Source organism: Corynebacterium aquatimens, assembly GCF_030408395.1.
GTDB classification, from domain to species: domain Bacteria; phylum Actinomycetota; class Actinomycetes; order Mycobacteriales; family Mycobacteriaceae; genus Corynebacterium; species Corynebacterium aquatimens.
This window is the reverse complement of sequence record NZ_CP046980.1, coordinates 260,482-273,080: the sequence shown is the minus strand read 5'-3', so window position 1 is coordinate 273,080 and position 12,599 is coordinate 260,482. Positions and strand designations below refer to the sequence as shown.

Annotated in this window: 13 protein-coding genes; 4 read left to right on the top strand and 9 right to left on the bottom strand. The window is 60.9% G+C overall.

Annotation, left to right across the window (positions count from 1 at the left end; translation table 11 throughout):
• Window positions 1–57 precede the first annotated feature (57 nt).
• Complete coding sequence (locus CAQUA_RS01230) at window positions 58–1,176, bottom strand: UDP-N-acetylmuramate dehydrogenase (RefSeq protein ID WP_196824861.1); 1,119 nt, start codon at window positions 1,174–1,176, stop codon at window positions 58–60.
• 24 nt (window positions 1,177–1,200) lie between these two features.
• Between CAQUA_RS01230 and CAQUA_RS01225 the strand changes: the two genes are divergently transcribed.
• The 3 genes from CAQUA_RS01225 to CAQUA_RS01215 all read left to right on the top strand — a co-directional run bounded on the left by CAQUA_RS01225 (window position 1,201) and on the right by CAQUA_RS01215 (window position 3,504).
• Window positions 1,201–1,692 carry a DUF2505 domain-containing protein gene (locus tag CAQUA_RS01225; RefSeq protein WP_196824862.1) on the top strand — a complete coding sequence of 164 codons (492 nt, stop codon included), beginning with the start codon at window positions 1,201–1,203 and terminating at the stop codon, window positions 1,690–1,692.
• Between the two features lie 67 nt (window positions 1,693–1,759).
• Window positions 1,760–2,575: a class I SAM-dependent methyltransferase gene (locus CAQUA_RS01220; protein ID WP_196824863.1), complete on the top strand. Its 816-nt coding sequence runs from the start codon at window positions 1,760–1,762 to the stop codon at window positions 2,573–2,575.
• A gap of 41 nt (window positions 2,576–2,616) precedes the next feature.
• Window positions 2,617–3,504, top strand: a complete 888-nt coding sequence (locus tag CAQUA_RS01215) for an LmeA family phospholipid-binding protein (protein ID WP_196824864.1) — start codon at window positions 2,617–2,619, stop codon at window positions 3,502–3,504.
• A gap of 57 nt (window positions 3,505–3,561) precedes the next feature.
• On the opposite strand, the gene CAQUA_RS01210 is transcribed toward CAQUA_RS01215, so the two are convergent.
• The 7 genes from CAQUA_RS01210 to CAQUA_RS01180 are packed head-to-tail and all read right to left on the bottom strand — an operon-like array spanning window position 3,562 to window position 10,101.
• Window positions 3,562–3,840, bottom strand: coding sequence for a DUF2516 family protein (locus CAQUA_RS01210; RefSeq protein ID WP_196825666.1), 279 nt, complete (start codon window positions 3,838–3,840; stop codon window positions 3,562–3,564).
• Window positions 3,841–3,885: 45 nt separating this feature from the next.
• Complete coding sequence (locus CAQUA_RS01205; RefSeq protein WP_196824865.1) at window positions 3,886–4,485, bottom strand: CGLAU_01105 family protein; 600 nt, start codon at window positions 4,483–4,485, stop codon at window positions 3,886–3,888.
• 42 nt (window positions 4,486–4,527) lie between these two features.
• A complete protein-coding gene (locus CAQUA_RS01200) occupies window positions 4,528–5,943 on the bottom strand; it encodes a DUF445 domain-containing protein (protein WP_196824866.1) in 1,416 nt (471 codons plus the stop codon).
• 23 nt (window positions 5,944–5,966) lie between these two features.
• Window positions 5,967–6,341 carry a hypothetical protein gene (locus CAQUA_RS01195; RefSeq protein ID WP_196824867.1) on the bottom strand — a complete coding sequence of 125 codons (375 nt, stop codon included), beginning with the start codon at window positions 6,339–6,341 and terminating at the stop codon, window positions 5,967–5,969.
• A 49-nt stretch (window positions 6,342–6,390) separates the two neighbouring features.
• The gene (locus CAQUA_RS01190) at window positions 6,391–7,140 is read right to left on the bottom strand and encodes a succinate dehydrogenase/fumarate reductase iron-sulfur subunit (protein WP_196824868.1); all 750 of its coding nucleotides are present in this window, start codon (window positions 7,138–7,140) and stop codon (window positions 6,391–6,393) included.
• A complete protein-coding gene (locus CAQUA_RS01185; RefSeq protein ID WP_231375488.1) occupies window positions 7,140–9,320 on the bottom strand; it encodes a fumarate reductase/succinate dehydrogenase flavoprotein subunit in 2,181 nt (726 codons plus the stop codon). Before CAQUA_RS01185 ends, CAQUA_RS01190 begins: the two co-directional genes overlap by 1 nt.
• A 28-nt stretch (window positions 9,321–9,348) precedes the next feature.
• Window positions 9,349–10,101: a succinate dehydrogenase cytochrome b subunit gene (locus tag CAQUA_RS01180; RefSeq protein ID WP_196825668.1), complete on the bottom strand. Its 753-nt coding sequence runs from the start codon at window positions 10,099–10,101 to the stop codon at window positions 9,349–9,351.
• A gap of 470 nt (window positions 10,102–10,571) precedes the next feature.
• Here CAQUA_RS01180 and CAQUA_RS01175 point away from each other — a divergent pair, with 470 nt between their 5' ends.
• Complete coding sequence (locus CAQUA_RS01175; protein WP_196824869.1) at window positions 10,572–11,021, top strand: SRPBCC domain-containing protein; 450 nt, start codon at window positions 10,572–10,574, stop codon at window positions 11,019–11,021.
• 311 nt (window positions 11,022–11,332) lie between these two features.
• On the opposite strand, the gene CAQUA_RS01170 is transcribed toward CAQUA_RS01175, so the two are convergent.
• On the bottom strand, window positions 11,333–12,190 hold the full coding sequence (locus CAQUA_RS01170) for a DUF4352 domain-containing protein (RefSeq protein ID WP_196824870.1): 858 nt from the start codon (window positions 12,188–12,190) through the stop codon (window positions 11,333–11,335).
• Window positions 12,191–12,599: the final 409 nt, after the last annotated feature.

The following is a 12,599-nucleotide window of genomic DNA, read 5'->3' as shown; positions in this document are numbered from 1 at the left end:
TGAATCACTGGGTGGCGGCCTTACTGTTTGAACCCAGGCAGCGCTCCTGATCGCCTTTTATTCGCCGATGGTCAAGCCCACCCAAACGGGTTCGGCTTCGAGAGTAACGCTGAACGCATCCTGAACACCAGCACGGATCGTGCGTGCAAGAGCCACGATGTCGTCGGCCGTGGCGCTGCCCCGGTTGGTTAAAGCCAGGGTGTGCTTCGTGGAGAGGCGGGCGGGGGCTTCGGTGTTTGCTTCGGTGCTTGCTTCGGTGTTTGGGAAACCCTTGGGGAACCCGGCGCGCTCGATGAGCCAGGCGGCGGACAGTTTCACGGTGCCGTCGGGTTGGAGGAAGCGCGGCATGGATTCCGCGTCCACGGGGTCTTGCGCGGCGCGTTGTTGCTGGATCGCGTCGGCGTGGGCCTGTGGGACGATGGGATTGGTAAAGAAGGAGCCGGCAGACCACGTGTCGTGGTCCGTAGGATCCAGCACCATGCCTTTCTGCGCGCGGATAGAGATGATCTCCTCACGGGCCTTAGCGAGTGGGAGCTTCTCCCCTTTGCGGTGGCGCAGGGGAATGGAATCACCAGAGGGGCCAACGGCTTCCAGTTGGAGTTCGATGTCCAAGACCACGGCGCGGCCGGTGAACTTGAGGTTGGAGTAGCGGTAGGCCAAGTCCAAATCGGCCGCGGGGACCCACTCGGTGGTCTTGGTCTTCCTGTTATAGAGGTGGACGCGGGCGAGAACGTCAGAAACCTCGGTGCCATAGGCGCCGACGTTTTGGACCGGAGTGGCGCCAGCGGAGCCAGGGATACCGGACAGCGTTTCGATTCCGCGCAGGCCAGCGGCAACGGTCTGGGCGACAACATCATCCCACACAGCGCCGGCACCAGCACGGACAAGGCCGTCCGGGTTGACATGAATGTCATCATTAGCCGCGATCACGGCGGTGAGATCTAACTCCCCATCGGCGACAACCAGGTTAGAACCGCCGCCGACGATGAGGAGGGGGTGGCCGGCGTCGTCGAGAAGCTGCGTGATGAGCGCAAGGGCTTCCGACGAGCGGGCGCGGTAGGCGCGACGGGGTGTTCCGCCGATGCGCAGCGTGGTCAGATCCGCGAAACGAACGCCGTCGAGGGCCTCACAGTCGGGTATGTCACAGAAATTTTGAGTCGCTGGGGAATCAGACACGTAAACCACGGTAGCCTGTATGGCATGGCTACACGTAGTGAAAACACCGCAACGATCAACCAGCCGGCGGACAAGGTCCACAAGGCATTCACCACCCGCGAATACTGGGAGTACATCGCGGCTAACCTGTCGCCCGAACCAGGTGAGGTCGCTGAATTTTCTGACACTGAAGTAGCGCTGTTTGAGGTCCTGCCGCAGACGCTTCTGCCGGAGGCCGTGCGTTCCATGGTTTCCCAGGCGCTGAAGGTCAAGCGCGTTGTGAAGATCGGTGCGCTCAACGGTGAGGCAGCTGATCTTTCTTACACCGCAGATGTCAAGGGCACCCCGGTGGACTTCGGCGGCGACATCAAGCTGGAAGGCAACGGCGACACCACGACGCTGAGCTATGACAACGAGGTCAAGGTCAACATCCCGTTCATGGGCGCTGCCATCGAGCCGAAGGTGGGCGAAGCACTGGGTGACCTGTTCAACCAGGAGGCAGAGCTGACCACCAAGTGGATCGCTGAGAACCTCTAAGAGGTCGCAGCGAGTTCGTAGGGGGGTTCACTCCAAGGGACCTTCCGGGTTTCTAAGGATGTAAGCCATGGCCGACCATGCCCATAACCTGCGTGCAAGCAGGGGGCAGGGTCGGCCTTTTGGTGTCATCACCCGCGGCACCACCGGCGTGAATCGGTTGCGTAGGTCGGATCGGTGGACGAGGTTTCATCCGTCGATAAGCGAGCTGCTCCGTGCGGAAGAGGCGCCGCTGGCGGTGGACGTGGGCTACGGCGCGTCGCACACGACCACCGTGGAATGGGCGCGGTGGCTGAGGCAGATCAACGCTGATGTGGAGGTAGTGGGGCTGGAGATCGATCCGGAGCGCGTATTGCCGCCGCGTGACGGCGTCCGCTTTGAACTCGGGGGCTTTGAGCTGGCCGGGTACCGTCCGCACCTCGTGCGCGCGTTCAACGTGCTGCGACAATACGACGTCAGCGAAGTAGAGACGGCGTGGAACGAAGTGTGCTCGCGGCTAGCCCCAGGGGGATTCTTCATCGAGGGGACCTGCGATGAGCTGGGGCGACGCTGCGCGTGGGTGCTCCTCAACGCCGATGGGCCCCAAACCCTGACTCTCGCATGGGACCCGGAGGATGTGAACGCGCCAAGTGATGTTGCGGAACGCCTGCCAAAAGCGCTGATCCACCGCAACGTCCCCGGTGAGCCCATCCACGAGCTGCTCACCGCCGCCGATTCCGCATGGGAGCGCGCCGCCGGGTGGGCGCCTCACGGCCCGCGGGTCCGCTGGGAGCACGCACGCACGCTGCTTATCGACGAAGGGTGGCCGCTACATCCTGTACGTCGGCGTACACGAGACAACACATTAACTGTGGATTGGCCGTTAGTATCGCCCGCCACTCATTAATGCCTTGGCATACGTGATATTGATCCAGCACAATGGATTTTATGTCTAATTCCACGGGAGCACACTCGACGCGGACGTTGCCTGCGGAGCCCTACGCGCCGGAGACTACTTCCGGGGACGCACCGCACGCGCAGGGCTACTACCCACCGCGCTCTTCAAGCTCCGGGTCTAAGGCGCTGAAGATCATCATCGGCGTCTTGGTGGGGATTTTGATCCTGTTCATGCTCGTTGAGTTTGGGCTCCGCCACTACGTTGCCGCGCAAATCAAGAGCAGCTTCATCGAAAGCGCCCCCGCCGGCGCCGTGATTGATGAAGAACCGGACGTATCCTTTGGGCCTTCACCACTACTTTTTGCGGTGGCCAGCAAGAAAGTCGATAGCGTCACCGTACGAGTTCCCTCCACCCTGACCAGCAACGGCGGAGTGATTGAGGGCAACCCGCCCGCGAAGCTGGAACTACGCGGCTTCACGCTGGATTCTGACCCCGTGGCGGATTCGTTGACATTAACGTCCGACCTACCCAACCAATACGTGCGTGAAATGCTGCAATCCCAGCTTTCCCACGCCATGGATGAGCAAAGCGAAGGCGACTTTGCCATCTACAAGGACATTGTGACGATCTCCGACGTGGAATCGAAACCCAGCGACGGCACCTTTGAAATCACGATCTCCAACGGCGGTGCCACCATTGAACTGAAGCCAGAGATGGAAAACGACACCCTCTACTTCACCGCCGTACGCACCAAGATCATGGGGATCACCCTGCCCGACTTCGTCTCCGAGATCATCACCCAACAACTGCGCAAAGCAATGGAAGAGCAAGTCATCGGGTCACTAGCAGTAAAGAACTTCGATGTTCTGCCCGACAACTTCCGCGTCACGCTATCCGGCGACAACGTCCCCCTGAAGGAACTCGCGGTCGCCAACTAGCGTGTGGCCTTTACAGGCCACACGACAATCGGACCACGCGACAATCAGGCCACGCGCTTACCAGCCGTAGTTGCCGCTGAGGATGTTCTTGAGGTGCGGGCGCACATCGAAGAAGTAGATGCCGATCACCACGGCGCCGATGATGCCAAAGAACGGCCGCATGCTTAAACACGCCAGCGATGCGATGAGCAACAACGCCACCCAGCCGACCTTTGGCATACGGTCTGCCGCCGGGAAAGCGTCCGCCCGCGTCAGGCCCACCTGGACCGCACCGACGATCCCGCACACGCCCACGAGCGCCAGCAGCCACAACCGCAGCAACTCCGGGATCAGCATGATCCAGGTCTCCAGTGAGTAGTTAGCAAAATCAGGGATCGGCATTTAGCTGTTGTCTTCTTTCTTTTCAGCCGCGTTTCCGGGCTCGGTCTCGCCGTCGGTCTTGCCGACGCTCTCGCCTTCGCTGGAGGAGGGCCAGAACTTGTTCATTGCGGACTGAATGCCGTCGCGTGCTTCCTCCAGCGCGGAGCGAAGTGCCTTCTTGGCTTCATCGGCTTCGGTGGACTCGCCGGTAGAGTACGCGGCGCGGGTGACGGAGCCAGCGAGGTCCCGCAGGATGGAATCAGCGTCGTTCACAAAAGATGCGCCAGCCGCACGGACGTCATTGTCGTTCTCTGCACCCTGGTAGGCGGCCCGCGCGTTATCCACGGCGGCTTTCAGCTGGCTGATCACACCGTCATGATCTTCCACCACGGAGTCCTCCGCGTGGTGGGAGCCGCCGGTGTTGGCGGATTCGCGGTCTTCCTTCAGCTTTCGCCCGAAGTCCCCCAGCACGTCACCGATCCGAGCAATGGCTTCCGCGGAAGCACCGCCCACGCCCTTCAGGGCGTCGAGGAGTTCGTTGTTGTCTGTGTTGTTTTCTCGGTTGTTGTCTGCGTTGTTGTCTCTGTTGTTTTCGCTGTTGTGCGATGTGGCGTCGGTCATGGTGTGTCCCCTTCTGTTTAGGGCTGGAGGAGTTCCTGCGGGCTAAAAAAGTGCTTGGGTAACAATGTAGATAAGCACGCCCACGAGTGCACCTACTACGGAACCATTGATGCGGATGAACTGCAGGTCTTTGCCCACGAGGAGCTCAATCTTCTCGCTGGCTTCCTTGCCGTCCCAACGTTGGATGTTCTCAGAGATCAGGCCGGTGATGGTGTCACCGTAGTTGTCCACGAGGAAGCGAGCGGTGGCCTCAATACGGCGATCAAGCTGGGCCCGGACCTGCGGATCCGTGTTGATTCGGCCGCCCCAACGCTTGCAGGTTTCAGTGATCTTGCGCCGCAATACCGAATCCGGGTCCTCCGCCGCGTCGATAAGCGCCTGCGAAACTTGGTCCCAGATGGACCCAGCGGCGGACGCCATCGCGGGGGACCCCATGACGTCGCCCTTGATTTGCTCGATGCGCGCGATCATCGCAGGATCGTGCTGGAGGTCCTGGGCAAACTGCGCGATAGTGCGCCGAACGGCCACGCGGGCATCATGGTTCGGGTTGGTGTCCACGTCCGCCATGAAAGAGACCAGCTCGCGGTAGACGCGCTCGCCCACCAGGTCTTTTGCAAAACGCGGGGCCCAGCGAGGCATCTTTTCATCAATAAGCTTGACGACGCTGTCCTCCATGCCCGCGACCTTCTTACGCGCCCAGCCGACTACCTCATCGACGATGGGTTCGATCTTGCCGTCATCGATGAGGCCTTCCAACAGGCGGCCGAGCGGCGGGGCCCACTCCGGCTCAACAGCGCGGGAGAGGAACTGGGAGTTGATCAGTGCTTCGGCATCGGCGCGATCGGCGGCGCGCACCGCATTAGCCGTGAGCCGGCCAATTTCCGCGGAGACTTTCTCAGCGTTATCCGGCTTGGCCAGCCAGGCACCAACCTGCTGCGGGATGTTGGCTTCCTCGATTTTCTCCGTAATGGCCTGGGCGTGAAGGAAGTTCTCGCCGACGAACTTGGAAAGCTCATCACCAATCTGGTCTTTCTTGTTGGGGACCAGCGCCGTGTGTGGGATGGGGATGCCCATCGGGTAACGGAACAAAGCGGTAACGGCGAACCAATCCGCTAAGCCACCGACCATGCCGGCTTCCGAGCCCGTGCGGAACAGGCCCAGCCACCAAGCGAATGTGTTCGGGCCGGTGTTCGGAGTCGCACCACCAGCGTGCGTGTGCAGCCACCACGTACACGCCAAGTAAATGACGGCCATGATGACCAGAAGGGAGGTGGCGCGCAGCTTCCAGTTGCGCAACAGCCGGCGCTTCTCCGCCTCAACTTCCGGAGACATGCCAGGGACCTCCAGCGGTTCCCGCACGGCCGGAGCCGGGGAATCGGTGGAGGTCTCCTGAAAATCGGCGATGCCGCCTGAGCTCACCTGCTCATCGGCGGCATCGTGGGCACTGTGCCTACCCATCTAACAACTGCGGTGACGGATAGTTAGTTCCTGCGACCAGTCTCAGAGCGGTAGTTGCGGTAGTTGGCGCGGCCCATGTGGATGAACACAAAGCCCAGGATCAGGGTCGCCAGCGTGACCACCGCACCCACGATGATCACCGTGGAGGAAATATCCGGGCTTGCGCCGTGGCCCCAGATGCTGCCAGCCGCGCCGTAGATGAGGGTGCCAAAGCCAGCCAGGCATGACAGGACAAGGCCCATGCCCACCCAGGTGATGTTCTTCACCAGGGAAGAGTGCGGTGCGTGGAGCGAGACGGGATCATAACCGTCGATGTAGCTGTCATGCAGCCGCGCGCCGTAATCCGGGAACGACTCTGCCGACACGTCGGCTACTGGTGCGGGTCCTTCAACAGACATCGGGGACCTTTCTTCGTAGAAGGGAAATTGGGTACTACTCTAGTCGGCTCTAGTCATCCTTGCCGCGGAATGCTGCGCGCGCACGCTCAGCATTGATCGCGCCAACGGCGTCAAGCGGAATACCAGCCGGGCACACGTCGGCGCACTCGCCGAACAGCGTGCAGTGGCCGAAGTTGGTCTCCAGCTCGTCCACCATCTTGCGGGCACGGCGGCCGCGCTCTTCCTTACCCAGCGGGAGCAGCTTGAGGTGCTTCAGCTTCGCGCCGGTGAACAGGTGCGCAGCACCGTTCGGGCACGCAGCAACGCAGGCGCCACAGCCGATGCAAGCGGCGAAGTCAAGAGCCTTCTCAGCATTGTCGTGGTTGACGTGCAGCGTGTCAGCGTCCGGTGCAGTACCGGCCATGACGGAGACGTAGCCACCCTGCTGCATGACGCGGTCCAGTGCGGAGCGATCCACGGTGAGGTCCTTGATCACCGGGAATGCGCCGGAGCGGAAAGGCTCGATCTTCAGGGTGTCGCCGTCTTTGTAGTTGTACAGGCGCTGCAGGCAGGCCGTGGTGTTCTGACCAGCACCGTGCGGACGGCCGTTGACGGACACGCCACAGGTACCACAGATGCCTTCGCGGCAGTCGGAAGCGAAGGTGAAGGGCTCGAGGCCTTCCTCCACGCGCTTCAGGTTGACGTGGTCGAGCAGCTCCAGGATGGACATCTCTTCAACTGCGTCATCAACCTGGACGGTCTCGAAGTTGCCTGGTTCGTTGGGTCCGGCCTGACGCCAGATCTCAAGTGTGAGTTTCATTACTTGTAGTTCCTTGTCATCAGCGGGATCGAATCGAAGTAGAGGGGTTCAGCGTGGCGGATGAACTCGCCTTCGCCGCCCGGCTCCCAGGCGGATACGAAGCACCAGTTGTCATCATCACGCTCAGCCTCGCCATCCTCGGAGAGGTGGTCAGCGCGGTAGTGCGCACCACAGGACTCGTCGCGGTCCAGGGCGTCGATGCACATGAGCTCACCCAGGTTGATGTAGTCCGCCACGCGGATGGCGTTCTCCAGGGTCTGGTTCATGTCCATGGCGTGGCCCGGGATACGGACGTTAGCCCAGAAGTCCTCGCGCAGGGCGCGGATGTTTTCAATACCGCGCTTGATGGACTCCACGTCGCGTGCCACACCACAAGATTCGTAGAGGATGTGACCAAGCTTCTCGTGGTAGTAATCCGGACCGTGCGGGTCCGCACCGCGAATGTTCATCAGGCGGTCGATCAGCTCCTGGGAGCGAGCAACTGCCTTCTTCACGTCCTCCGACTCAATGTCCACGATCTCCTCGCCGAGGTGGTCGGCCAGGTAGTTCGGCACCGTGAACGGGAGGGTGAACCAGCCGTCGACAGACGCGGACAGCAGCGAGTTCGCACCCAGGCGGTTCGCACCGTGGTAGGTCCAGGAGCACTCACCGGCGGCGAACAGGCCGTCGATGGAGGTCATCTCGTTGAAGTCGGTCCACAGGCCACCCATGGTGAAGTGGACGGTCGGGGCGATACGCATCGGCTCGTGGTACGGGTTACGGCCCACGGAGTCTTCGTACATCTCAAAGAGGTTTCCGTAACGCTCACGAATCGTGTCCTCACCCAGGCGCTCAATAGCGTCGGAGAAGTCCAGGTATGCGGAGTTCTTCAGCGGGCCAATACCGCGGCCGGCGTTGATCTCCTGGGAGATTGCACGGGAGGCGACGTCACGCGGGACGAGGTTACCGAAGGCCGGGTAGCGGCGCTCCAGGAAGTAGTCGCGGTCCTCCTCCGGCACGTCCTTGGCGTCGCGGGAATCCTCCGGGTCCTTCGGCACCCACACGCGGCCGTCGTTACGCAGGGACTCAGACATCAGCGTGGTCTTTGCCTGCCAGTTCGCGTTGACCGGAAGACCGGTCGGGTGGAACTGCACGAAGCACGGGGACGCAAGGTATGCGCCGTGCTCGTACGCACGCATGATGGCGGAAGCATTGGAGTTCTTTGCCAGCGTGGTCTTGTGGTACACGTTGCCGTACCCACCGGTGGCCAGCACAACAGCGTGGCCGGTGAACGGAACGATCTCACCGGAGATCAGGTTGCGGGTGACAATACCCACGCACTTCTTCTTGCCGCCGGCTTCCTCCGCGTCGGTGACGATCAGGTCCACCAAATCGTTGTGCGTGAAGATCTCCACGTTGCCCAGGTGAATCTGGCGCTGCAGCGAAGATGCCGTGGATAGCTGCAGCTGCTGACCTGTTTGGCCACGGGTGTAGTAGGTACGGGAGACCTGCACACCACCGAAGGAACGGGTGGCCAGGGTGCCGCCGTACTCACGCGCGAACGGTGCGCCGATAGCGTTCATGTGGTCGATAACGCGAACGGACTCAACAGCCAGGCGCCAGCAGTCGGACTCGCGGCAGCGGTAGTCGCCGCCCTTAACGGTGTCCTTGACGTGGCGGTACGCACCGTCATTGTCCACCTTCTTACCGCGGGCGGAGTTCACACCACCCTGCGCCGCAATGGAGTGCGCGCGGCGCGGTGCGTCGTGGTAGGTGAAGGCCTTGACGTTGTAGCCGAGTTCACCCAGCGCGGCAGCTGCAGCGCCACCGGACAGGCCGGTACCCACCACGATCACCGTGAACTTACGGCGGTTCAGCGGGGAGACCAGGTTCATGTGGTCCTTCTGGTACTCCCACATGTCGCGCATGGGGATGCCCTTAGGCTCGTTGTTTTCCAGGATGGTGCCCGGAGTCACGCCCGGAACGACGGAATCCGGGTTACGGAAGTCCTTGCCCGCTGCGTTCGTTTCATTATCCGCACCGCCAGAAACGTTAGCGTCAGCTTTCGGCGCGTGGGTGTTGGTCGTGTCGGTGTCCGCGGTCCTCGCACGACCAGCGGTGTTGTGGGCCTCAGTGTCGGTCTTCGCCACTACGCGAGGAGCGTCTTCACGCGCACCGTTGCCGTTAGATGCAGTAGTCATAATCTTTTCTCCAGCTTATGAAGACGTGTTAGCTGACCCAGCCAAACGTGACGGACAGGGGCATGATGATGTTCGCGATCATGACGATCGCCGGGATCCAGTAGGCCAGGACAACCATGATTGCGTGGCCGCGCTTACCCAGCCAGCCCAAGTCGGACACGGCCAGGTACACACCGTGGGTCAGGTGCAAGAACAGGCAGAGCTGCGCCACGACGTAGAACAGCGTCACGAACCAGCGCTCAGGCGCGAAGGTAGCAAGCATGTTGTTCTTCACAGCGCCGTGCTCGAATGCCTCAGAGGCGACCAACTGGCCGGTGGTCAGGTCGAGGATGTGGAAGATGATGAACAGCAGCAGCACAACACCGGTGACCAGCATCGCGCGAGCCGCGGTGGACTGAATACCACCCATCAGGTTCGTCCTCTTGAACTTGCCACGCGAACGCTTGGAGCGTCCCGCCAGCGCAAACGCACCAAAGATGTGCAGCGCCAGGCAGGCAAGCAAGATAATGCGCAGAATCCACAGGAATCCTTCACGCGGGAACAATGGCTCACCGATGGTGCGCAGGAACTCGCCGTAGGCGTCCAATGCGGGCACGCCGGCGTGGTCCGGCATGAACAGCTTCAGGTTTCCTACCATGTGGCCCAGCACAAAGAGGAAGAAGATTAGGCCCGTTACGGCCATACACAGCTTGATTGCCCACGTTGGGAAACCAGGCTTTTCACGCAGCGGCTTCTCAGTGATCTTGCCGTGGCGCAGTGATTCACGGTCTACGGCATCCATCGCCGCAGTATTGAACCCGTGAGCCTGGCCAACGTTTTTATCGACGTCTTTAACAGTCATGGCACCTCCAGTTTCACCCTATAAGTTTAGGGCTCCCCCGCACCCCTAACCGACTCAACGACACAACGCGTCTACACACCCCCCAACCCCCGCCGCACACGCGCCCATACCCCGCCACCCATGTGTTCCACACCACACCCCAAGCTCCCTCCAAGCCGCCCTATAACTCCAGCTCAGAAACATAAACACGCGGGCTTTGTGCCCCACGCCACAGTCACGCCCGACCCACCCTCACAAAGCACACGCTTATCGACGCCACCCCCACACCCCACAGTCCCTCCCCCGTGGTTTCACCCCGTCCGGCGTAAACCTTTTGTTTGTTAGCACTACCTTAGGTTTCACCTGTTCCGGATGCCCCAACGGCGATCGCGAACAAAACCCTCCATCTAAATTTCTGTACCGTGGGGCGCATGACTGATACAAACTCTGCAACCCGCGACATCGCTGCCCCGGCAGCGGACATCTACGACCTGCTGACCAACCCGGACCGCCACAATGAGACCGATTCGTCCGGCATGGTTGTTTCCTCCGACACGGGAGACCGCTTTGAAAAGGTCGGCCAGCGCTTCACCATGAACATGACCAAGGAAGACGGCGACTACCAGACGCAGAACGAGGTTTTTGCACTCCAGGAGAACATGGTCGTCGGCTGGAAGAACCTGAAGAACACCACCGCTGACGTGGAGGTCGGCGCGAAGTGGCTCTACGAGCTCGAGCCGATCGATGCGGAGAACACCCGCGTTACCCTGACCTACGACCGCAGCGAGATCGAGGCCGACTTCGTCCGCAAGATGAGCGAGAACTTTGACGACGAGTTCTGCGCCAACTCCCTGAACACGCTTGCTGCCGCACTGGACTAATCAGCTGCGCAGCCGCGGTGCGTTTGGTGCCTAGGTAGCACCGAAACGACAACCCGCATCCTTCACCCCGCGCCGTTACGGGCGGGGCAGGGATGCGGGTTTCTTGTTTCTTTTCCTGTTTCTCACCGCGGTGCCCCGGCGAGGCGATTCGCGAAATTTGCATCCAACTTTCGATAGCCCCCGTAAAACCCCAGGTCACGGGCCCGCGGTTTTTTGATGATCTATCAGCAAAGCAGAATTTCGCGAATCGGGCCCCGCGACCGGCGCGGCCCCAGGACCACGCCGCCACATGCCCGTCGTAAAGCGGTGCCTTATTTCACGCTGAAGAAGCGCTTCTCTGAGCTGATGGTGGGCTTGATTGCGATCGTGGAATCATCCACCGTGGCGGAAGGAACCTCAAACACAATCTTGCCGGTGTACGTACCACCCTTGTAAAGGGTCTTGCCCGTGGAGTAGAACCTATCGTCGATCACCACGCTAGCGTCACTATCGTCGAATGTGGTGCCGTCAGGATTAGTCCACTCCACCTCCACGAAGGGGTTATCCCCCTGCGGGTCATCGCCCAAGTACGTGACCGTGAGGCCAGCCATCACGTAGACATACCCCGCCTTCGGCGGATCATTGAACTCATTCTCATCGTGGATCTCACGGTTAGCGTCAAGGTCCACCGAATCCAGGGACACGCGCCACTCACCGGACTCCACCCATGCGCCAATCGGAAGGGTGTCATCGCGCGATTCACCGCCTGAGCTCACCCCCGGCCCGCCGACGCTGACCTCCTTCGATTCCGTGTAGCTGTCGATCTCCTTGTCGAAGTAGTAGAAGAATAACGCCACGGGAATTGTGATCAACAGCAGCGTAATCACAATCGCAATGACGCAACCGATCGCGGCGCCGTTACCCTTCTTCGGCATTGGCTGGTTCGGCGGGACGCCATAGGCACCGGACGCCTGCTGCGGGTAGGGTTGTTGAGGTGCCTGTTGCGGGTAAGGCTGCTGTGGAGCCTGCTGCGCGTAGGACTGCGCCCGGTAGTCCTGACCGAAAGGCGCCTGACTCTGCCCCGAGCTTGTGTAGTCGTAGTAGTCCGAAGGGCTGGACATGGGGATGTTGTCCTCCGAATTGTCCTGGCCGTTACCCCGGCCGCCGGACGGCGGATACATGCTCGACATTGCGCACCTCTTCCTTACCTGCGTATTGCATTCGTTCCGTTAGGGGCTTTTTAGGGGCCGCGTAGGGCCCAGACCCTGCATGAACTTAGTGTATATCCTTGACTTCCGCCTGTACTGGGTTAAGCTGGGTTCCCTTAACTGCACAAAACTAAACCATTAGCTACAAAGTCGGTAGCGCACCGACCTCGAGTGAACGCCAACCCCACCCGGAGGGAAGACGGGTTCCATTCTGGCGTCCCAGTGGCCGTAAGGGACTTAAGGAAGTTCGATTCTTCCAACCGCACTATTTAGGCGGCCCGCACATGTCACACTGGCACACCTTTTCATCCCCACACCAGGGGTTTACCAGTTACTACCAGGCGTTGGCGGGGTCGGTGCGTGAGGGTTGGGTTCGGGGACTTAAAGCATT